20 protein-coding genes are annotated in these 20,066 nt (G+C 68.8%); 10 read left to right on the top strand and 10 right to left on the bottom strand.

Features of this window, described 5'->3' with window-relative positions; translation table 11 throughout:
* The first annotated feature begins 220 nt into the window (after window positions 1–220).
* The 4 genes from EV138_RS04195 (at window position 221) to EV138_RS04180 (ending at window position 3,517) form a co-directional block, all read left to right on the top strand.
* Window positions 221–1,234, top strand: coding sequence for a LacI family DNA-binding transcriptional regulator (locus EV138_RS04195; RefSeq protein ID WP_202866610.1), 1,014 nt, complete (start codon window positions 221–223; stop codon window positions 1,232–1,234).
* On the top strand, window positions 1,235–2,248 hold the full coding sequence (locus EV138_RS04190) for an RNA polymerase subunit sigma-70 (protein WP_369410823.1): 1,014 nt from the start codon (window positions 1,235–1,237) through the stop codon (window positions 2,246–2,248).
* A 115-nt stretch (window positions 2,249–2,363) separates the two neighbouring features.
* Window positions 2,364–2,762: an SgcJ/EcaC family oxidoreductase gene (locus EV138_RS04185; RefSeq protein WP_133977117.1), complete on the top strand. Its 399-nt coding sequence runs from the start codon at window positions 2,364–2,366 to the stop codon at window positions 2,760–2,762.
* A 257-nt stretch (window positions 2,763–3,019) separates the two neighbouring features.
* On the top strand, window positions 3,020–3,517 hold the full coding sequence (locus EV138_RS04180) for a DUF3145 domain-containing protein (RefSeq protein ID WP_133977116.1): 498 nt from the start codon (window positions 3,020–3,022) through the stop codon (window positions 3,515–3,517).
* Window positions 3,518–3,740: 223 nt separating this feature from the next.
* Here the strand turns inward: EV138_RS04180 and EV138_RS04175 are convergent, their stop codons facing one another.
* From EV138_RS04175 to EV138_RS04150, 6 genes are all read right to left on the bottom strand, one after another.
* On the bottom strand, window positions 3,741–5,165 hold the full coding sequence (locus tag EV138_RS04175) for an acyl-CoA carboxylase subunit beta (protein ID WP_133977115.1): 1,425 nt from the start codon (window positions 5,163–5,165) through the stop codon (window positions 3,741–3,743).
* Between the two features lie 43 nt (window positions 5,166–5,208).
* A complete protein-coding gene (locus EV138_RS04170; protein WP_133977114.1) occupies window positions 5,209–6,444 on the bottom strand; it encodes a beta-ketoacyl-[acyl-carrier-protein] synthase family protein in 1,236 nt (411 codons plus the stop codon).
* Window positions 6,445–6,612: 168 nt separating this feature from the next.
* Complete coding sequence (locus EV138_RS04165; RefSeq protein ID WP_112236548.1) at window positions 6,613–6,861, bottom strand: acyl carrier protein; 249 nt, start codon at window positions 6,859–6,861, stop codon at window positions 6,613–6,615.
* Window positions 6,862–6,933: 72 nt separating this feature from the next.
* Window positions 6,934–7,932 (bottom strand): beta-ketoacyl-ACP synthase III, encoded by a 999-nt coding sequence (locus tag EV138_RS04160; RefSeq protein WP_133977113.1) that lies wholly within the window; start codon window positions 7,930–7,932, stop codon window positions 6,934–6,936.
* A 1-nt stretch (window position 7,933) separates the two neighbouring features.
* On the bottom strand, window positions 7,934–9,124 hold the full coding sequence (locus EV138_RS04155; RefSeq protein WP_133977112.1) for an acyltransferase domain-containing protein: 1,191 nt from the start codon (window positions 9,122–9,124) through the stop codon (window positions 7,934–7,936).
* 78 nt (window positions 9,125–9,202) lie between these two features.
* The gene (locus tag EV138_RS04150) at window positions 9,203–10,414 is read right to left on the bottom strand and encodes a PucR family transcriptional regulator (RefSeq protein ID WP_133977111.1); all 1,212 of its coding nucleotides are present in this window, start codon (window positions 10,412–10,414) and stop codon (window positions 9,203–9,205) included.
* Window positions 10,415–10,484: 70 nt separating this feature from the next.
* Between EV138_RS04150 and EV138_RS04145 the strand changes: the two genes are divergently transcribed.
* Entirely contained in the window at window positions 10,485–11,528 is a 1,044-nt protein-coding gene (locus EV138_RS04145) for a PHP domain-containing protein (protein WP_133977110.1), read from the top strand.
* A 539-nt stretch (window positions 11,529–12,067) separates the two neighbouring features.
* On the opposite strand, the gene EV138_RS04140 is transcribed toward EV138_RS04145, so the two are convergent.
* Window positions 12,068–12,634 carry a P-loop nucleotide/nucleoside kinase family protein gene (locus tag EV138_RS04140; RefSeq protein WP_133977109.1) on the bottom strand — a complete coding sequence of 189 codons (567 nt, stop codon included), beginning with the start codon at window positions 12,632–12,634 and terminating at the stop codon, window positions 12,068–12,070.
* Between the two features lie 66 nt (window positions 12,635–12,700).
* On the opposite strand from EV138_RS04140, the gene EV138_RS04135 reads away from it, so the two are divergent.
* From EV138_RS04135 to EV138_RS04125, 3 genes are read left to right on the top strand one after another with little or no spacing between them, the layout of a single operon-like run.
* Window positions 12,701–13,039, top strand: coding sequence for an ArsR/SmtB family transcription factor (locus EV138_RS04135; RefSeq protein ID WP_133977108.1), 339 nt, complete (start codon window positions 12,701–12,703; stop codon window positions 13,037–13,039).
* Complete coding sequence (locus EV138_RS04130) at window positions 13,036–13,860, top strand: VOC family protein (protein ID WP_133977107.1); 825 nt, start codon at window positions 13,036–13,038, stop codon at window positions 13,858–13,860. Before EV138_RS04135 ends, EV138_RS04130 begins: the two co-directional genes overlap by 4 nt.
* A gap of 23 nt (window positions 13,861–13,883) precedes the next feature.
* On the top strand, window positions 13,884–14,894 hold the full coding sequence (locus EV138_RS04125) for a pirin family protein (RefSeq protein ID WP_133977106.1): 1,011 nt from the start codon (window positions 13,884–13,886) through the stop codon (window positions 14,892–14,894).
* 25 nt (window positions 14,895–14,919) lie between these two features.
* Here the strand turns inward: EV138_RS04125 and EV138_RS04120 are convergent, their stop codons facing one another.
* Entirely contained in the window at window positions 14,920–15,453 is a 534-nt protein-coding gene (locus tag EV138_RS04120; protein ID WP_133977105.1) for a hypothetical protein, read from the bottom strand.
* Window positions 15,454–15,601: 148 nt separating this feature from the next.
* On the opposite strand from EV138_RS04120, the gene EV138_RS04115 reads away from it, so the two are divergent.
* Window positions 15,602–16,558 carry an LLM class flavin-dependent oxidoreductase gene (locus EV138_RS04115; RefSeq protein WP_133977104.1) on the top strand — a complete coding sequence of 319 codons (957 nt, stop codon included), beginning with the start codon at window positions 15,602–15,604 and terminating at the stop codon, window positions 16,556–16,558.
* Here EV138_RS04115 and EV138_RS04110 read toward each other — a convergent pair.
* On the bottom strand, window positions 16,542–18,035 hold the full coding sequence (locus tag EV138_RS04110; protein ID WP_133977103.1) for a peptide MFS transporter: 1,494 nt from the start codon (window positions 18,033–18,035) through the stop codon (window positions 16,542–16,544). The two genes, EV138_RS04115 and EV138_RS04110, sit on opposite strands and share 17 nt — an antisense overlap.
* A gap of 231 nt (window positions 18,036–18,266) precedes the next feature.
* On the opposite strand from EV138_RS04110, the gene hisD reads away from it, so the two are divergent.
* Window positions 18,267–19,523 (top strand): histidinol dehydrogenase, encoded by a 1,257-nt coding sequence (gene hisD / locus EV138_RS04105; protein WP_133977102.1) that lies wholly within the window; start codon window positions 18,267–18,269, stop codon window positions 19,521–19,523.
* Between the two features lie 9 nt (window positions 19,524–19,532).
* On the opposite strand, the gene EV138_RS04100 is transcribed toward hisD, so the two are convergent.
* Entirely contained in the window at window positions 19,533–20,048 is a 516-nt protein-coding gene (locus tag EV138_RS04100) for a GNAT family N-acetyltransferase (protein ID WP_133977101.1), read from the bottom strand.
* Window positions 20,049–20,066: the final 18 nt, after the last annotated feature.

Raw genomic sequence — 20,066 nt, 5'->3', positions numbered from 1 at the left:
GTCCCTCAGCATGGTTCCGAGGGCGCTCCGGCGTGTCAAGGGCGAGAGTTGCTCGGAAACCAAGCACTTCCAACCTCGATCCATTTGCTCTATGGTCGACTGGAAGCGCTCCCGGAAACAGGTCCCGATCACCGTGCTCGGGGTCGACCGGCGCGTGTGCCCACCGGACGGGCGAAGGTCGGTGCTCCCCGGCCGAGTTGGGACGACTACCTTGGACCAGGTGACGACCGATACGCCCAGGCGGCAGCCGACGCTCGACGAGGTCGCCGAGCGGGCGGGGGTGTCGCGCTCCGCCGCTTCGCGCGTGATCAACAACGCGCCGCACGTCAGCCGCGCCAAACGCGAGGCGGTACTCCGGGCGGTCGACGACCTCGGATACGTGCCCAATGCAACGGCTCGTGCGCTGGCGACCCGGCAAGCCGGCTCCGTCGTCCTGGCGATCTCGGGTGACGACCCGGCGATGTTCGCCGATCCGTTCTTCGCCGAGGTGGTGGTCGGCGTCAACGCCGTACTGGAGGAGACCGACCTCGAGTTGATGCTGTCGCTGGCCACCTCAACCCGCGGGCAGGCACGGCTCGAGCAGTTGCTGCGGACCCACCAGGCCGGCGGGGTGATGCTGATGTCGCTGCACGGCGACGATCCGCTGGCGGCGCTTGCCCACCAGGCGTCGGTGCCGGTCGTCTTCGGCGGCCGGCCGCTCAACATCGAGGCGCGGTACTACGTCGACGCCGACAACCGTGGCGGCGCGAGGCTGGCCACCGAACACCTGATCGCGTCCGGCCGGCGCAAGATCGCGACCATCACCGGCCGCATCGACGAGGGTGCCGGAATCGCCCGCCTGCAAGGGTTTCAGGAGGCCCTCGCGGTCGCCGGCCTGGACAACTCGCTGGTGGAACCGGGTGACTTCAGCGAGGACGGCGGCAGTACGGCGATGGGCCGGCTGCTCGACCGGGCGCCTGAGCTCGACGCGGTCTTCATCGCCTCGGACCAGATGGCGATCGGCGCGCTCCGGACGCTCGCGCGCGCCGGCCGCACGGTCCCCGGCGATGTCGCGGTCATCGGTTTCAACGACATCCCGGCCGCTCGCCACACGACCCCGCCGCTCACCACTGTCAACCAGCCGATCGAGGCGCTCGGCCGGGAGATGGCCCGCATGCTGCTCTCGCTGATGTCGGGCGACCGGCCCAGCCCGCTCATCCTCCCCACCCGCCTGATCCATCGCGAGTCGGCCTGACTGTCGGCGCCTCCGGATAGGGTCCTGTCGACAGCGGCAGAGGAGGTGAGTGGGGTGGCGACCGAGGTGGCGAGCTTCGATCAGCTGATCGAACCGTTCCGGTCGGAGTTGCTGGCCTACTGCTACCGCATGCTCGGCTCTGCCCACGACGCCGAAGACCTCGTCCAGGACACCTACCTTCGAGCGTGGCGGGCCCGCGATCAGTACGACGAGTCCCGCAGTTCACTGCGCACGTGGCTCTACCGGATCGCGACCAACGCCTGCCTGACCGCCTTGGAGGTCCGAGGTCGGCGGCCGCTGCCGTCGGGCCTGGTGCCCCCGTCGGACCCTCGCGGACCGCTCGTCCACGGCGAGACCCCCTGGCTCCAGCCGCTGCCGGACTCGTTGCTGGGTTCAGGTGATCCGGCTCGCGCGGCTGTCGACCGCAGCAGCCTGCGCCTGGCCTTGGCTGCCGCACTGCAACATCTGTCGGCTCGTCAGCGTGGTGCGCTGATCCTGCGCGACCTGCTCAGCTTCTCCGCGGCAGAGGCCGCCGAGGTCCTCGACACCACCGTTGCCTCGGTCAACAGTTCCTTGCAGCGGGCGCGTAGCCGGGTGAAGGAGGCCGGCGTCCTGCAGGACCGGTCCCGTGAGCCGTCCGCGGCCGAGCAGCGCGCCTGGGTCGACCGCTACATGCGGGCGTTCGAGCGAGCCGACATCGAGGGTCTCAAGCGGCTGCTCACCGAGGACGTGCTGATGGAGATGCCGCCGATGATCAACTGGTTCGTGGGCCGCGGCAACTACGGCGTGTTCATGGAATGGGTCTTCGACAAGGCCGGTACGGATTGGCGCCTGGAGCCGCTAGCGGCGAACGGGCAGGCCGGCTTCGCCGCGTACCGGCGTACCGGCGACGGGTATGAGTTGCACACGGTGCAGGTCTTCACCGTCACCACCGAAGGCATCAGCCGCAACTCGGTGTTCCAGGACACCGAGGTCTTCGCCTCCTTCGGTCTGGCGACCCGGCTCGACGACTGACGAAGCTCCCTGCGCAAAGTTTTTCGGCGCGCGCGATGAGTTCCGGCCTTCCCGCCGGTATGTATTCGCGAGTTCACCGGATCACCCGGTGGAACCGCTCACAGAGGAGATCTCGATGTCAGACAGTCGTGTGCAGGACGAGGCCGCCATCCAGGCCGTGCTGGTCGACTCCTACAAGGCTTGGGAGGCCGGTGATGCCGCCGGGATGGTTGCCGACTACACCGAAGACGCCACCGCGATCATGCCCGGCTCGCTCCGGGACAGCCGCGACGTGATCCGCGAAAGCATGGCACAGGCGTTCGCAGGACCACTCAAGGGCAGTTCGACGTACAACAAGCAGCTCAGCCTCCGCTTTCTCGGCGACGACGCCGCGATCGTCGTCAGCGAATCCGGCATCCTGTTCGCCGGTCAGAGCGAGGTGCCGGACAGCGCCAAGGTGAACGCGACCTGGGTGTTCGAGAAGCGCGACGGCGAGTGGAAGATCGCGGCGTACCACAACAGCCCCGCTCAGTGAGCCGTTGCTGGTGACCGAGCAACCGCAGGACCGTTGACGGTCGGTCCCGCCGCGTGAAGTCCCTCGCCGAAGTGGCTAGCAGCCGCGAGGGGCTTCGCGCGGTTTGCGGGACCGCGACACGACGGTGATGTAGTTGACACGGCGAGGTTGCTGGTGTTGGAGGGGTGGGTGGTGCAAGATGTACCTGCTGTCGCCGGGCTTTCCGGTCCATGTTCGAGAACGCTGGGGAAGGCGCCCCTCGAACACAGGAGGTCCCGGTGGCGACAACTCGTGGCGTGCTTTACGTCCACACGGTGCCGTCGGCGTTGTGTCCACATGTCGAGTGGGCGGCGGGCGGCATACTCGGCGTGCCCGTGAAACTCGACTGGACGCCGCAGCCCGCGGCTCAAGGGAGCTACCGGGCCGAGCTGTCGTGGCAGGCCGAAGCCGGGACGGCGGCCAAGCTGGCGTCGGCTCTGCGCGGTTGGCAGAAGCTCCGGTTCGAGGTGACCGAGGAGCCGAGCAACGGCGTCGAGGGCGAGCGCTACTCGTTCACTCCCACGCTCGGCATCTTCCACGCGACCACCGGCGTGCACGGCGACATCATGGTGCCGGAGGAGCGGCTGAAAGCAGCGATGCTGAAGGCTGCGAGTGGTGAGGCTGATCTGACCGAGGAGGTCGAACGTTTGCTCGGCCGGCCCTGGGACGACGAGCTCGAACCGTTCCGGTACGCCGGCGACGGCGCGCCCGTTCGTTGGCTTCATCAGGTCGTCTAGGAGTTTCCTGAGAAGTTCAGAAGAAAGCCCGCAAAGGGAAGATTTCTTCGAGATTTTCGAGCATGCTGAAGGCCAGACGTTGAGGCCAAGGTGGGGAACAAGACCGTGGCCGCTGTGGCCACCGGGTGTCGGGACACCCCCGGTTGTCGTACAACAGCGGCCGCACCACGTGGAAAGGCGCGGACCATCCGGTCCGCGCCTTTCTCTTTGTCTGTTGGGTTTTCTAGAGCGGGATGTTGCCGTGCAGCCCGCGGACTCGGCCGCCGGCTTCGGCGGTTGCGATGGCGGCGGCGAGTGCGGAGCGGGTCGCGCTCGGCTCGACGACTTCGTCCACGACGCCGATCTGGCGCGCCCGCTCGATCCCGCCGGCGATCTTCTCGTGCTCGGCGGCGAGCTCGGCCTCGACCTGTGGCCGCAGCTCGATCGGCACCTCGGCCAGCTTGCGGCGGTGCAGGATCCGGATCGCGGCGATCGCACCCATCACAGCGACCTCGGCGCGCGGCCACGCGAACACCCGAGTCGCGCCGAGCGACCGCGCGTTCATCGCGATGTAGGCGCCGCCGTACGTCTTCCGGGTCACCAGCGTCACCCGCGGCACCACCGACTCCGCGAAAGCATGGAGCAGCTTGGCGCCACGCCGTACGACGCCGTCCCACTCCTGCCCGACGCCCGGGAGATAGCCCGGTACGTCGACCAGCACGACCATCGGTACGCCGAAGGCATCGCACATCCGCACGAAGCGGGACGCCTTCTCGGCCGACAGCGCGTCCAGGCAGCCGCCGAGGCGGAGCGGGTTGTTCGCGATCACGCCCACGGTCCGGCCGCCGAGCCGGCCGAGGGTGGTGACGATGTTCGGCGCCCACCGCTGGTGCAGCTCGACGCCGGACTCCTCGTCGAGCACCCCGCCGACCAGCGGATGGACGTCGTACGCGCGTTTCGCCGACTCCGGCAGCAACCCGGACAGGTCGGTGTCCGGTACGTCGGCGGACACGTCGCCCTGGTTCGCGAACAGATCCGCCAGCCGGCGCGCCTTCTCGATCGCCGCGGCCTCGGAGTCAGTGGTGATGTGGACGACGCCCGATCGCCGGCCGTGCGGCTCGGGACCGCCGAGGCGCAGCATGTCGACGTCCTCACCGGTGACCGAGCGGACCACGTCCGGACCGGTCACGAAGATCCGGCCCTCCGGCCCGAGGACGACGACATCGGTCAACGCCGGACCGTACGCCGCTCCGCCGGCCGCCGGGCCGAGCACGACCGAGATCTGCGGGATCTTGCCCGAGGCCTGGGTCATCTCGAAGAAGATCTTGCCGACCGCGTGCAGCGACAGCACACCCTCGGCCAGCCGGGCACCGCCGGAGTGCCACAGCCCGATGATCGGCAGCTCCTCCTGGCGGGCCACCTGGTACGCCTTGACCACGACCTCGCAGCCCTGGTCGCCCATCGCCCCACCCATCACGGTGGCGTCGGAACAGAAGGCGATCACCGGAGCGCCGCTGATCGTGCCCCGGACGGCGAGCATGCCGGACAGGTCGTCCGGCGTGATCAGCTCGAGCGTGCCGGGGTCGAGCAGCGCGGTGAGCCTGCTGACCGGATTGCGCGGGTCCTGCTCGCGCGGCAACTTCGCCGGCTTCACGGGTGCAGTGGTCATCAGGCTCTCCAGGTCGGGCGGACAGGGGCTACGTCAGACGGAACTACACAGATTTGAAGGCGAGCGCGACGTTGTGCCCACCGAAGCCGAACGAGTTGTTCAGCGCCGCGATGTCGCCGTCGCCGAGCTTGCGCGGCTCGGTCGCGACATCGAGCTGTACGCCGTCGTCGAGCTTGTCCAGGTTGATCGTCGGCGGCACCACCCGGTGGTGCAGCGCGAGCACGGTGGCGATCGACTCGACCGCGCCGGCGGCGCCGAGCAGGTGGCCGATCATCGACTTCGGCGCGGTCGCGACGGCGTGGTCGGCGGCGCTGCCGAGTGCCTTCCGAATCGCCACCGCCTCGGCGACGTCGCCCGCGGGCGTCGACGTGGCGTGCGCGTTGATGTGCACGATGTCGCCGGTGGCCAGGTCGCCTTCGCGCAGCGCGAGGTTCATCGCGCGCTCGGCGCCGGAGCCGGTCGGGTCGGGCTGGACGATGTCGTGACCGTCGGCGGTGATACCGGAGCCGGCGAACTCGGCGTAGATCTTGGCCCCGCGGGCGACCGCGTGGTCGTAGCTCTCCAGGATCAGGACGCCGGCGCCCTCACCGAGCAGGAAGCCGTCGCGGTCGACGTCCCACGGACGGGAGGCGCGCTCGGGGTCGTCGTTGCGCTTGCTGAGCGCCATCATCTGGCCGAAGGCGGCCAGCGGTAGCGCGGTGATCGATCCCTCGGCGCCACCGGCGACGACGATGTCGGCGCGGCCGAGCCGGATCTGGTCGGCGGCCAGCGAGATGGCCTCGTTGCTGGAGGCGCAGGCGGAGACCGGGGTCTGCACACCCGCGAGCGCGCCGAGCTCCAGGCCGACGTTCGCGGCGGCCGAGTTCGGCATCAGCATCGGGATCGCCAGCGGCGAGACGCGGCGCGGCCCCTTCTGCAGCAGGTCGTAGTTCGCCAGGGTGGTGAGCAGGCCGCCGATGCCGGTGGCGATGGCGACACCGAGCCGGGTCTTGTCGAGCTCCACGTCGGCCAGGCCGGAGTCGGCCCACGCCTCGCGAGCGGCGACCACGGCGAACTGCGCGTTGCGGTCCAGCCGCCGGGCCTTGACCCGCTCGATCACCTCGGTCGGTTCGACGGCGGCGGGCGCGGCGATCTTCACCGGTAGCTCCTCGACCCAGTCCGCGGTCAGCAGCTTGGCGCCGGACTTGCCGGCCAGCAGTGCGTCCCAGGTGCTGGCGACGTCGCCCCCGACCGGGGTGGACGCTCCGAGCCCGGTGATGACGACTCGGGTCTTCGACATGGTTACCTCATCCTTCGGCGTGAGAGCTGTGGGTCGAGTAGGCAGGCGAGCTGTGGATCGGGTGCAGCAGCAGCCATCGGTACGGCGTACCGCGCGGCCGGTGCCTGCTCACCGGGCCACAGGGTCCGGTGAGCAGTACGGCTGCCAGCACAGATCGAGTGGTCTCGATCAGCCGTTCTGGGCGCGCTCGATGAACGAGACGGCGTCACCGACGGTCTTCAGGTTCTTGACCTCGTCGTCGGGGATCTTCACGCTGAACTTCTCCTCGGCGGCCACGACGACCTCGACCATGGAGAGCGAGTCGACGTCGAGGTCGTCGGTGAACGACTTCTCCAGCTGGACGTCCTCGACCGGGATGCCCGCGATCTCGTTGACGATCTCGGCGAGGTTGGAACGGATCTCTTCGGTGCTGGCCATCTTTGTGGTTTCCCTTTCGGAATTTGCTGTGACAATCGCCGGGCCGGCCACCTGAGCCGTCCCGGACATCTTTTAGGGGAGCCGGACCACCTGGGCGGCGTACACCAGGCCGGCGCCGAAGCCGATGATCAGCGCGAGGTCGCCGGACTTGGCTTCACCCTCCTCGCGCATCGTGGCGATCGCGAGCGGGATCGAGGCGGCCGACGTGTTGCCTTGCCGCTGGATGTCGCGGGCGACCTTGACGGTCTCCGGCAGCTTCAGGGTCCGGCGCATCGCGTCGGTGATCCGCTCGTTCGCCTGGTGCGGGATGAACAGGTCGAGATCCTCGGCCTTCACCCCGGCCACGTCGAGCGCCTGCTGAGCGGCCTTGGCCATCTCGAACGAGGCCCACCGGAACACCGGGTTGCCGTCCATCGTCAGGTGCGGCCACTGGTAGCTGCCGGCCGCCTCCTGCCAGGACTCCTTCTGGCTGATCACCTGGTGCTGCGTGCCGTCCGAACCCCACACGACCGGGCCGATGCCCGGCTCGTCGGACGGACCGACAATGGCAGCCCCGGCGCCGTCGGCGAAGATGAACGCCGTACCGCGGTCGGTCCGGTCGGTGATGTCGCTGAGCCGCTCCACCCCGATCACCAGCACGTACTTCGCGCTGCCGCCGCGGACGAGGTCGCTCGCCATCGCGATGCCGTAGCAGAACCCCGCGCAGGCGGCCGAGATGTCGAAGGCCGCGGCCGTCGGTGCGCCGACCGCGACGGCGAGCTGGGTCGCGATCGCCGGGGTCTGGTAGAGATGCGTGACCGTGGCGACGACGACGCAGCCGATCTGGGCCGGGTCGATGCCGGAGTCGGTCAGCGCTTCCTTGGCCGCGTTGGTCGACATCATCAGGATCGTCTCGTCCGGATCGGCCCAGCGGCGCTCCTTGATCCCGGACCGGGTCTGGATCCACTCGTCGCTGGAGTCGATCTGCTCGAGGATCTCCGCGTTCGGCACGACGCGGCGGGGCCGGTACGAGCCGAGGCCCAGGACGGCGGCGTGCTCGGCGCCGATGGACTGGTTGATCTGGCCGCCCATGTCAGTTCCCCGCGCTCGGGTGGAGCCGGACCAGCGGCTGGCCGGGGGAGACCGGGTCGCCCTCTTCCACCAGCCACTCGACCACGATGCCACCGTGCGGGGCGCTGACCTCCAGCTCGTCACGCAGGCTCTTCACCTTCGCCACCACCTCTCCGGCCGCGACGGCGTCGCCGGGCTCGCGTTGCGTCTGACCCTCGCGGGTGAACGTGCCCTTCATCGGAGCCACCAGCAGCCGCCAGGTCGGCGACGCGTCGATCTCGGAAGGGCTGCCGTGCTTCTCGACGAACGCGCGGGCGTCGTCCAGTTGGTCCGGGGTCTTCAGGGCGAACGTCTCGACGCCCTTCAAGGCGCGCTTGGCGATGCCGGTCAGGGTGCCGGCCGGCGGCATCTCCAGGATGCCGGTGACCTGCAGGTCGGCCATCGTCTGCATGCACAGGTCCCAGCGGACCGGCGCGTTGACCTGCTGCACGAGCCGGCGCAGTACGTCCTGACCGTCGTGCACGATCTGGCCGTCGCGGTTCGAGATCAGCCGCGACCGCGGGTCGTGGGTGGTGATCGAACGCGCATAGCCGGCCAGCGTGTCGACGGCCGGGGCCATGTGCTTGGTGTGGAACGCACCAGCCACCGACAAGGGGACGAGCCGGCTCTTGGCGGGCGGATCGGCCTGGAAGGCGGCCAGCTCCTCGACGGTGCCTGCGGCAACGATCTGGCCGGGGCCGTTGTCGTTCGCCGCGGTCAGGCCGTGCTCGGCGATCTTGGCCAGCACCTCTTCGCGGTCACCGCCGAGCACAGCGGTCATGGAGGTGGCGGTCTGCGCAGCGGCAGCGGCCATCGCCTTGCCGCGCTCGCGGACCAGCACCATCGCCTGCTCGGCGCTGATCACGCCGGCGCCGACCGCCGCGGCGATCTCACCGACGCTGTGCCCGGAGACCGCGCCCATCTGGGCGAACGCGTCGGACGGGTGCGGGAACACCGCCAGCGCGGCCAGCATGCTGGAGGCGACCAGCAGCGGCTGCGCGATCGCGGTGTCGCGGATGGTGTCCGCGTCGGCCTTGGTGCCGTAGTGGGCCAGGTCGAGCCCGGCGACCGCGGACAGCCAGTGCAGCCGGTTCTCGAAGGCGGGGTCCTCGAGCCAGGGCTCGAGGAAACCTGGGGTCTGGGCGCCCTGTCCGGGCGCGACGATGACGAGCACGTGACAACTCTCCCTGAGCCGAGCGGTTTCCGGGCCACAATGTGGCACGAATTCTACTGGGCCGACTTTGTAGGAATCCTATAAAACGCCAGCGCCGGGCTCCGGGTTGAGCAGGCGCCCGAGGCTCAGTGCGACACGCAGTGTGAAACTGTCGCGCGGATTGCCGGGCGAGTAGCCAGTGATCTCGCCCACACGTTTCAACCTGTACCGGACGGTATTGGGGTGGATGAACATCGCCCGGGCCGTCGCCTCGATCGAACCGCCCGAATCGAGGTAGGTCGAAACGGTGTCCAGCAGCACTCCGTCGCCCATGGTGAGCGGGCCGTAGACGTCGGTCGCCAGTTGACGCCGGGCGTGACCGTCGCCGGACAGGGATCGCTCGGGCAGGAGTTCGTCGGCATGGACGGGTCGCGGCGCACCCGGCCACGCGGGTGCCGCGCGGAGCCCGGCCACGGCTGCGCGAGCGGAGGTGACGGCCGACATCAGGTCCTTGACCAGCGGTCCGACGACGATCGGACCGGGCCCGAAGAACTCGGCGAGCGTTTGTACGATCTCGACAGGTTTACTCGTACCACCGAGAACTATCACCAGCCGGTCGCCCTGCATCGCGCACAGAGCGTCGGCGCCGGCTTCCCGAGCGGCATGCCGTACGGCGTCGGCCACATTGGTGCTGCCCGGCTCGCTCGAGGGCGCCCGGCCGACGACGACGGCGACCTCGGCGGAACCCGCGGTACCGGCATTCGCAGTACCGGAGCCGGTCCAGCCGAGTGCGGAGGCGCGGGAGCGGACCGACTCGTCGGCCTCGCCGCGGATCACCGAGTCGACCACGAGGGCTTCCAGTCGTGCGTCCCAGGCGCCGCGCATCTCGGCGGCCTGCGCGTAGACCGTCGCGGCGGCGAAAGCGACCTCGCGGGCGTACCGGTTCATCGCCTCGTGGACGAACGGGATGTCCTCGCTCGGCAGCAGTTCGCCGATCGTGTTCTCGATCATCTCGATCGTGGTCCGGACCAGGTCGACCGTCTGGTGCAACGAGATCACCCGGGTGAACTCCCGCGGCGCGGATCCGAACATCCGGGTCGGCATCGACGAATGCGCGTCCGGGTCGCGGAACCAGTCGACGAACGCGGTGATCCCGGACTGCGCGACGAGCCCGATCCAGGACCGGTCCTGTGCGGAGAGCTTCCCGAACCACGGCAACTTCTCGTCCATCGCAGCCATTGCAGCCGTCGCCAGCGCCCCGGTCGCGTTCTGCAACCGCTCCGCCCGCGCCTTGTGCCCTTTGGCTGCCATCCTCCGACCCTAGCCCCCACCTTCTATACAGAAGCTCACAGTTGTCCCCCCGAGGCGCAATGATGTGGGCATGAGTGACAAGGCGGGTGTGGCGGAGGCGGTCGAGGCGCTGCGGGCGATCGGCTACTACCTGGAGCGGGACCGGCAGCCGACGCACCGGGTGAAGGCGTACCGGCGGGCCGCGGACACGATCGAGGCGCTGCCCGCGGCCGAAGTACGGGCCCGCAAGCGGGCCGGCACGTTGACCGAGTTGCCGGGGATCGGGCCGAAGACCGAAGCGGTGATCGTGGAAGCGATGGACGGCGCGACCCCGTCGTACCTCACCAAGCTGGAACAGGCCGCGGGGTCGTTGACGGATTCCGGTACTGCGATGCGCTCCGCGCTGCAGGCCGATCTGCACCTGCATTCCGAGTGGTCCGACGGCGGCAGCCCGATCGAGGAGATGGCGCGGACGGCGGCTCGGCTCGGGCACAAGTACATGGCGCTGACCGACCACTCGCCGCGGCTGACCGTCGCCAACGGGTTGTCCCGGGAGCGGCGCCTGCAGCAGATCGAGGTGGTCGCCGAGCTGAACAAGAAGCTCGCCGACGAACTCGACGGCTTCACCATCCTGAACGGGATCGAGGTCGACATCCTCGACGACGGCTCGCTCGACTGCGACACCGAGATCCTCGCCCGCCTCGACATCGTCGTCGCCAGCGTGCACTCCAAACTGCGGATGGCCTCCGAACCGATGACCGAGCGCATGGTCCGGGCGATCGCCAACCCCCACGTCGACATCCTCGGCCACTGCACCGGCCGCCTCATCACCGGCGGCCGCGGCACCCGGCCGGAGTCCGAATTCGACGCCGAGGTCGTCTTCGAGGCCTGCCGCCAGTTCGGTACCGCGGTCGAGATCAACTCCCGGCCGGAACGCCTGGACCCGCCGAAGCGCCTGCTCTCCTTGGCTGTTGAGACGGGTTGCGTCTTCTCGATCGACACCGATGCACACGCCCCGGGGCAGTTGGACTGGCAACCCTACGGCTGCGAACGCGCCGAAGAATGCGACGTCGCAATCGAGAACGTCATCAACACCTGGGACGCCAAGAAGCTGTTGGAGTGGACGAACGCCTAACAGCACCCCTTTCGCGCCCTCCTCCGTCGGCGCTCACCCACCCACCCGATCTCGCCGCTCCTCCGTCGCGGCTCAAATGCTCGCGCCGCAGGCGGATCCCCGTCGAACTGGGGCGAGCGTTCGCCGCCTCCTTCGTCGGCGCTCGGCCCGCTCGCCGCTCCTCCGTCGCGGCTCAGTTGCTGGCGCAGCGAGTCGGACTCCATCAAGTGAAGCCGGTTGCTTGCCGCTCCTTCGTCGCGGCTCAGATGCTGGCGCAGCGAACTGGACCCCGTCGGGTGAGCCTGTAGCTCGCCGCTCCTTCGTCGCGGCTCAGTTGCTGGCGCTGTGGGTCGGATCCCATCGGGTGAAGTCCTCAGTTCACCGCTCATGTGTCGTCCGGCTCAGCCGTCGTACTCGCTCGTATTTGCCCCCACCCGTCGTACTCACCGCGCGCTTGTTGGCTGGCGAAGTCGTCCTGCTCGCTCGCGTCGGCCCGCCCGCCCGGCGTACAGGCACTTCCGTCGGGGCTCGACTCCCTCACGGGGCGAACTGCGCCGCGGCTACTCGGCGGCAACTGTGTAGATGTCAGGCAGCGACGGCCAGCGTTCTGACGCCCAAGCCGACCAACTGGCGTGATCCAGGGGGGCGGGTGGGATGTGGGTGCCTTGGAGCTCCTCCTCGTCTGGGGCCTGGAATTGGAGGCGCCATTGGGTGAGTTCTACGTCGCTCATCTGGAAGGTCTCGTGGGGCGTGGTGGCGAAGCGGGTGGTGACTCGTTTGCGTTGTTCCTCGTGGTCGATCGGTAGGTAGACGACTTGGCTGCGGGCGCCGATGGTGCCGGCGATCCAGCGGAGGGCTGAGCGTTCGTCCTTGCCCCAGAAGCCGAAGTCGAAGACGACATTGGTGCCGAGTTCGGCGGCGCGCATTCCGAGTTGGATGAGTTTCCCCTCGACGAGGTCGCGCTTGTCCGGCGGGTTCTGGTCGCCGAACAGGGCGAGCTGCCATTCGTCCGGTGTCAGTCGCAGGGCCGGCGCGCTGAGTTCCAGTTCCTTGGCGCGAGTTGTCTTCCCGGCGCCGGGGAGGCCGACGATCAGGTAGATGATCGCGGGTTCGAGAGGTCGAAGCATGCGACGAGGATGACGTACAACGTCCACCTGTTGCCAATAGTTAACAGATGCTGTAACTATTGACGCATGGTGGACGATTCGGTGGATCGGTTCTTCGAAGTACTGGCCGACCCCACCAGGCGGCAGGTGGTGCGGTTGCTGGGCGAAGGGCCGCAGCGGGCCGGTCGGCTGGCGCAGGCGACGGGGACCTCGTCGCCCGCAATGAGCAGGCATTTGCGGATTCTGCTGTCGGCGGGAGTCGTCACCGACGAGCGGGTCGCGGACGACGCGCGGGTGCGGGTGTTCCGGTTGCGCGCCGAGCCCGTGGTCGCCGTACAGGCCTGGCTCGATCAGGTGCAGGCGCACTGGCAGGAGCAACTGGGAGCGTTCAAGAAGTACGTCGATCAGACTGGGGAGACATCGTGACCAAGCAGTCCGCATCCGCGTCCGTCGAGGTCGGTGCCGATCCGCTGACGGCGTTCCGGATCTTCACCGACGACATCGACCTGTGGTGGGTCCGCGGCCCGATCAACTTCTTCGACTCCGCCCGGGCGGTGGGGATGAAGATCGAACCAGGCGTCGGCGGCCGGATCCTGGAGGTCTACCAGCCGGCCACCGAGACAGCCGCCGAGGACGTCCTCGTGCTGGGCAAGATCATCGTCTGGGCGCCGGGCGAGCGATTCGCGTATCGCAGCGAGGTGGACGACACCGAGACCCGGATCGACTTCGAAGCGTTCGACGGCGGCACCAGAGTCACCGTCGAGCAGGCCTTGGTCCCAGGTGGCGAGAAGGCGTTCTACTTCTGGCCGAACGTCATCCACTGGTTCCCCGCCTGGGTCGCCCGCCGCGACTCCGCGCCGGGAGAGCCGCGCGAGCTCGACCGGCTCAGCATCGCCTTGTACTACGAGGATCCCGCCGCGGCCGCGCGTTGGCTGCACACCGTCTTCGGACTGGAGTCCTGGGACAAGATCCCCGCCGAAGGCGAGCAGCCGGACTGGATCGAACTCCAGGTCGGCCGGCGAGCGATCCTGCTCTTCAAGCTCGAAGGGCACCCTGTCAGCGAACGGCCGGTCGACCACGCGATCTGGCTGTACGTCGACGACCTCGACGCGCACTTCAGCCGGAGTTCGGCGTACGGCGCGAAGATCGTCTCCGAGATCCACCAGCACGGGTACCGCCGCTACGAGGCCGAGGACCTCGAAGGGCACCGGTGGACGTTCGCGCAGGCTCGGCCGACGATGAGTTGACCGCCGAAGTACATACTCGTTGTATGAGTGACCTGGAGAAGGATCCGGACGAGATCGTCTGCCCGGCCGGTGTGGCCGACGGGCCGGTGGAGGAGTTGCTGGAGGCCCGGCAGGTGGTGCTCGGCCGGACCACCAAGGTCCGCCGATTACTGCCGAACAAGAACCGCAGGATGGTCGGCGCCTGGTGCTTCGTCGACCACTACGGCCCCGACGACCTGACCGGCCGGGTCGACTCGTACGACGTACCGGGTGATCGCGGGATGCTCGTGCCACCCCACCCGCACACGAGTCTGCAGACGGTGAGCTGGTTGTTCGAGGGGGAGATCGAGCACCGCGACAGCGTCGGGTCGCACGCGATGGTCAGGCCCGGCGAACTCAACATCATGACCGCGGGCAACGGGATCGCGCACTCCGAGGTCTCGCTGCCCAGCGCGCCGCCGACCCTGCACGGCGCACAACTGTGGGTCGCGCTGCCCGATTCGGCGCGTACGGCCGTCCCGCCCGCGTTCAACGCGTACGCCGACCTGCCGACCCTGGTGCTCGACGGCGCCGAGGCGACGGTGATGCTCGGGACGGTCGGGGGAGTCACCTCGCCCGCACCGGCGTACACACCGCTCGTCGGCGCCGACCTCCGCATCGAACCCGGCCGCACCGTCTCGCTCCCACTGACGGCAGCCTTCGAGTACGCCGTACTCGTGGTGGACGGATCCCTGCGGGTCGGTGAGCTGTCACCGGGATTCGGTGAGATGGCCTACCTCGGCAGCGGCCGCGAGTCGGTCGAGCTGACCGCTGCCCCGGACGGCGCCCGTTGCCTGTTGCTCGGCGGCGAACCGTTCGAGGAGGAGCTCGTGATGTGGTGGAACTTCATCGGCCGCACCCACGAGGAAGTGGTTGCCGCACGCAACGACTGGATGACGTCGATCGAGTCTGGCGGAAGCCACCGCTTCCCGATGGTTCCCGGTTACGACGGCGCACCCCTGCCGGCGCCCGCCCTCCCCGGCACACGGCTGAAACCACGCCCCCGCTCACGCTGAAGCCTGCTTGCCTGGGGCAACCATCCTAGGAGCTGGCCAGAACCGCGTGCGGCTGCCGCTCGAGGCGTCGGCGCCGCCAATAGGCCCAGGTCAGGACGAGGAGCGCCGGGCCCCAGAGGTTGAGCGGGGCGTAGCAGGCCACCATCAGGATCTCGGCTGCGGTGGAGGAGAACGCCAAGAAGTCGCCGGTGAACCCGTCACGGAAGGCGAACGACCAGATGGCGATCAGGGCGAGGCTGCCCAGCGTCGCGGGGATGATGGCGGCGTACGGCGCGACGCGGCGGCCGCCCAGCCAGGGGATCCAGCGCGGCACCACCTCGCCCCACCGCCTGACCATCCCGAAAGCGGTCAGCGCGACCGCCTCGGAGAACAGGCTCAAGCAGACGACGTAGAAGTGTTCACCGAAGCCGTGCAGATACGCCCGGCGGCCGGCGTCGTCGAGCACGCCCATCGACGAGCCGGCGACCAGGCCGAGTCGCCAAAGACTCGACGGGAGGACCAGGAACGGGATCACGTGCGCGAGGCGGTCGGCCCAGCGCGGTACCGGATGTTCAGTCACCTGTCGAGCATCGCCGGATTGCGATGCCCGATCCTCACCCCGCAGCGGGAACCAGCTCCCTCCCAAGGTTGAACATGCCCGCGCCGCATCGATTCCGTCCGCAGATTGCATTGGACCGAACGGCACCCGCGCGGCGAGCCTGAAGGGCATGCAACCCAGCTTCGGCATCCTCCACGACTTCCGCCAACCGCTGCCACACCGCGAGTCCCTGACCACGTACTACACCGAGTGCCTCGAAGAGCTCGTCATCGCCGAGGAGCTCGGCTTCGACACTGTCTGGATGCCCGAGCACCACCTCGCGGCAGACGGGATGTTGCCCTCCCCGCTGGTGATGGCGGCAGCGATCGCTGCCCGCACGCAGCGGATCCAAATCGGGACCAGCATCCTCGTCCTCCCGCTCCACCACCCGCTCCGGATCGCGGAGGATGCCGCGGTGGTCGACCTGCTCTCGGGTGGTCGGTTGGTCCTCGGCATCGGGCAGGGTTATGCGGCGGAGGAGTTCGCCGCGTTCGGCGTCGAGCGCCGGCGCCGTGCGCAGCTGCTCGAGGAAGGCGTCGCGGTACTGCGTCAAGCCTGGTCGGGATCGCCCGATTTCCAAGGCAAGAACGATCTGCAGGTGACCCCCAAGCCCGAGCGCCCGATCCCTCTATTCATCGGCGGAGTCACCAAGGCGGGACTCGAACGCGCAGCGCGGCTCGGGGACGGCGTGATCGTGTACTGCGCGACGCCGGCCGACCTCCTCGCGCGGCGCCGCCTGCTCGATGAGCTGGAGATCGACCTACCACTGGTGTGCACGAGCGTGCTGCACGTCGCCCCGGATCCGGACCGGGCGTGGGCCGAAGCCGAGCCCGGAATCGCTTATCTGGAAGGGCAGCTAGCGCAGTACGCCGGCCAGGGGAAGCAGCAGAGGCTGAACCGCGACGACTATCTCGTCGGTACTCCGGCCGAGGTTGCGGACCGGTTGATCGCGCTCGGCCGTGAGTTGCGGTTCAGCCAGTTCGCGCACTGGGCCCGGTTGCCCGGGCTGTCCCATGCGCGCGCGTCGGAGACACTCCGGCTGGTTGCTGCCGAGGTGATTCCTGCCGTGCTCAGTGCGCTGAGGTAGCTGCGGTGTCGTCGTGCACGTCAGCGTGCCGGCGGATCCAGGGGGCCAGGAAGTAGAGGATCAGGGCGAACGCGATGGTCACGGCGGCGAGCCAACCGAAGTACGCCGTGTCCGAGATGCCCGTGGTGGCTTGGACGACCTGGGCGGTGATCGCCTGGCCGGCTGAGGGAGCAAGGAACCACAGCGCCATCATCTGGCTGGTGAACGCCTTCGGCGCGAGCATCGTGGTCGCTGCCAGGCCGACGGGGGAGAGGAACAACTCACCGAGGGTCTGGATCACATACACGAGCACCAGCCACAGCGGCGAGGCCAGGTCCTTCCCCGAGATCGACGACGCCAGCGCCATCACCGCGAACGAGATGCCGGCCAGCAGCAGGCCGGTGGCGAACTTCTGGCCGATGCTCGGCCCGCGATCGCCGAGCTTGATCCAGATCACGGCGAAGATCGGCGCCAGCACGATGATGCTGAACGGGTTGACCGACTGGAAGAACTCCGGCGAGATCGAGATGCCGAGCAGGTTCAGCTCGGTCCGGTCCGCGGCGAACGTGGTCAGCGTGGTCGCGGCCTGCTCGAACAGCATGAAGAACAGCATCGCGGCGATGAACAGCGGGATGTACGCCCGGACGCGGCGGCGTTCGGTCGGCGTGACCAGCGGGCTGCGGAGCAGCATGGTGAAGTAGGCGATCGGCGCCAGGAAGCACAGGTAGGAGATCGCGTCGACCACCGGTTTCGGGCCGACACCGCCGGAATGCCAGGCGGACAAGGCGAACACGACGACCAGCACCGCGGCGACCGCGGCAGTGATCTTCAGCATCGTCGGCCGGTCGTCGGCGGTGAGCGGGTTCGGCGGGGTGTCACCGCGGCCGTGCAGGGTCCGCCGCCCGAGCACGTAGGCGACCAGCGCCAGCGTCATACCGACCGCGGCGGCCGCGAACGCGACGTGGAACCCGAACTCGCGGCGCAGGAATCCGACCACGAACGGCGCCGAGAACGAGCCGATGTTGATGCCCATGTAGAAGATCGAGAACGCGGAGTCGCGCCGGGTGTCGTCCTTGGCGTAGAGGTTCCCGACCATCGTCGACACGTTCGGCTTGAGCAATCCGGTGCCGAGGGCAACCAGTGCGATACCGGCGTACGCCATGCCCTCGACCGGCAGCGCCAGGCAGATGTGGCCGGTGACGATCACGCCACCGCCGTACAGGACGGTACGGCGGGCGCCGATCACCCGGTCGGCGAGCCAGCCGCCGAGCACCGAGAGCAGGTAGACCGAGGCGCCGTAGATCGAGACCACGGCCTGGCCGAGCGACTCGCCCAGGCCGAGGCCGTGCGCCTTGTCGGTCAGGTACAGCAGCAGGATCGCGCGCATCCCGTAGTAGCTGAAGCGCTCCCACAGTTCGGTGGTGAACAGCGTCATCAACCCGCGCGGATGCCCGAAGAAGGTCTTCTCCCCGGCGGTTGCCTGTTGCGTTCCGGACACGCTCGACTACTCCCTGTCCATCGAAAACCGGTCCTGCCGACCGTAGTTGGTTGGAAACCCCAACCACCAATCGGGGGTGTCGAAAGTCAGCAGGGCGGCTCACCGGGTAGACCAATGGCGGGGCAGGGCTGACGTGGTCCACTCCGGTCCGCTCCGGTCGTTACGGGGGCCGGCGTCCGGCGCATATCTTCGCGGCGACCGCACGTCGCTACGGGCACTGGAGGCATCGTCATGGCCGAGCACCTCAAGACCGGATGGCCGCGGCAGGTCGAGCGGCAGCCGGAGGTGATCGACACCGTCAGCCGGATCCTGTCCGAGGTCGAGCACGAAGGGCTGCCGGCGATTCGGCGCTGGTCGGTGCGGCTCGACGGCTGGGATCCGCGGTCGTTCGTCGTACCGGCCGACGAGATCAAGGCGGCTGTTGTCGACGACGAGCTCGCTGAGCAGCTGGAGTTCGCTCGCAGCCAGGTCGAGGGGTTCGCCCGGGCTCAGCGGGCGACGATGACCGACCTCGAGGTCGAGACGATGCCGGGGGTGGTGCTCGGCCACCGGCACCTGCCGATCGCCAAGGTGGGGTCGTATTCGCCCGGCGGCCGGTATCCGTTGATCGCGTCCTCGATCATGACCGTCACCGTGCCGAAGGTGGCCGGGGTGGACACGGTCGTCGCGGTCGCGCCGCCCCGGGACGGCCGCGGGATCTACGGCCCCCAGCTCTACACGATGAACCTCGCCGGAGCGGACGTGATCGTCTGCCTGGGCGGCGTGCAGGCCTTCGCCGCGCTGGCCTTCGGCGTCGAGGACGTCGAACCGGTGGACTTGGTGGTCGGTGCTGGAAACGCGTACGTGGCGGAGGCGAAGCGGCAACTGTTCGGCACGGTCGGCATCGACCTGCTGGCCGGGCCCACCGAGGTCGCCGTGATCGCTGACGAGTCGGCCGATCCGCGCCTGGTAGCAGCCGATCTGCTCGGCCAGGCCGAACACGGCCTCAACAGTCCGGCGTTGCTGATCACGACCTCGCAGGCCTTCGGTACGGCGGTGATCGCCGAGGTCGAGCGCTGGCTGACAGGGGACTGGCCGACCGTCGAGGTCGCCGGCGGCGCTTGGCGCGACCACGGCACGGTCGTGGTGTGTTCGTCCCGCGAGGAGGTCGTCGAGGTCTCGGATTCCTACGCTCCGGAGCATCTGGAGATCCAAACGAGTCAGGACGACTGGTACGCCGAACACCTTCGCAACTACGGCTCGCTCTTCATCGGCCCGGAGGCAACCGTCGCCTTCTCCGACAAGTCGATCGGCACCAACCACGTTCTCCCCACCGGCCGGGCCGGCCGCTACACCGGCGGCTTGTGGGTGGGCAAGTTCCTGAAAACGGTCACCTACCAGCGCCTGACGACCGAAGGCGCCCGCACGATCGCCCCGTCAACCGCGGCGATCGCCGACGCCGAGCTGATGTTCGGCCACGCCCTCACCGCGCGCCTGCGGATGGAGTGAGGCCGGGGATCAGAGGTCGATCCAGTAACGGCGGGTCAGGCCCAGCCAGGTCTCGCGGACGTCCTCCAGGACACCGCCGTTGCGCTGGATCGTGCGGGCCGAGGCGAGGTTCTCGTCGTCGCAGGTGACCAGCACGCGATCCAGACCGCTCGCGCGAGCCCGGTCGAGCATCTGCCCGAGCGCCCACGAAGCCAGACCGCGACCCCTGGCCGACGGTCGTACGCCGTACCCGATGTGGCCGCCACCGTCGAGCAGGCGCTCGTTCAGCTCGTACCGCAGCGTGATCGCACCGGCGTACTCACCGCCGTCGACGACCCACCAGTACGACGCCGGCACCCGACCGGGCTCGACCACTCCGTCACGTTGCCGTCGCAGCCGCTCGATCCAGCGGACGAATCCCTCGACCGTCCCGACCTGGTCGTCCTCCTGCAGACCGGACCCGTGCTGGGTCTCCGATCCCCACTCAGCCGCCGACTTCAGCCAGGAATCCCGCAGGTCGACGGTGGGTTCGATCAATTCAGGCATGGGCCCAGGCTAGGTCCG

Source organism: Kribbella voronezhensis (assembly GCF_004365175.1).
In the GTDB taxonomy this organism is placed as follows: domain Bacteria; phylum Actinomycetota; class Actinomycetes; order Propionibacteriales; family Kribbellaceae; genus Kribbella; species Kribbella voronezhensis.
Note: the sequence above shows the minus strand (reverse complement) of the source record. Positions and strands in the feature narration are given on the sequence as shown.

What these genes read in the sequence shown, in the direction of transcription:
- EV138_RS04185 (WP_133977117.1), top strand. Translation starts at nt 2,364, where the DNA reads ATGTCAGACAGTCGTGTGCAGGACGAGGCCGCCATCCAGGCCGTGCTG.
- EV138_RS04175 (WP_133977115.1), bottom strand. Translation starts at nt 5,165, where the DNA reads ATGACCACTGCACCCGTGAAGCCGGCGAAGTTGCCGCGCGAGCAGGAC.
- EV138_RS04170 (WP_133977114.1), bottom strand. Translation starts at nt 6,444, where the DNA reads ATGTCGAAGACCCGAGTCGTCATCACCGGGCTCGGAGCGTCCACCCCG.
- EV138_RS04165 (WP_112236548.1), bottom strand. Translation starts at nt 6,861, where the DNA reads ATGGCCAGCACCGAAGAGATCCGTTCCAACCTCGCCGAGATCGTCAAC.
- EV138_RS04160 (WP_133977113.1), bottom strand. Translation starts at nt 7,932, where the DNA reads ATGGGCGGCCAGATCAACCAGTCCATCGGCGCCGAGCACGCCGCCGTC.
- EV138_RS04150 (WP_133977111.1), bottom strand. Translation starts at nt 10,414, where the DNA reads ATGGCAGCCAAAGGGCACAAGGCGCGGGCGGAGCGGTTGCAGAACGCG.
- EV138_RS04145 (WP_133977110.1), top strand. Translation starts at nt 10,485, where the DNA reads ATGAGTGACAAGGCGGGTGTGGCGGAGGCGGTCGAGGCGCTGCGGGCG.
- EV138_RS04140 (WP_133977109.1), bottom strand. Translation starts at nt 12,634, where the DNA reads ATGCTTCGACCTCTCGAACCCGCGATCATCTACCTGATCGTCGGCCTC.
- EV138_RS04135 (WP_133977108.1), top strand. Translation starts at nt 12,701, where the DNA reads ATGGTGGACGATTCGGTGGATCGGTTCTTCGAAGTACTGGCCGACCCC.
- EV138_RS04125 (WP_133977106.1), top strand. Translation starts at nt 13,884, where the DNA reads ATGAGTGACCTGGAGAAGGATCCGGACGAGATCGTCTGCCCGGCCGGT.
- EV138_RS04115 (WP_133977104.1), top strand. Translation starts at nt 15,602, where the DNA reads ATGCAACCCAGCTTCGGCATCCTCCACGACTTCCGCCAACCGCTGCCA.
- hisD (WP_133977102.1), top strand. Translation starts at nt 18,267, where the DNA reads ATGGCCGAGCACCTCAAGACCGGATGGCCGCGGCAGGTCGAGCGGCAG.
- EV138_RS04100 (WP_133977101.1), bottom strand. Translation starts at nt 20,048, where the DNA reads ATGCCTGAATTGATCGAACCCACCGTCGACCTGCGGGATTCCTGGCTG.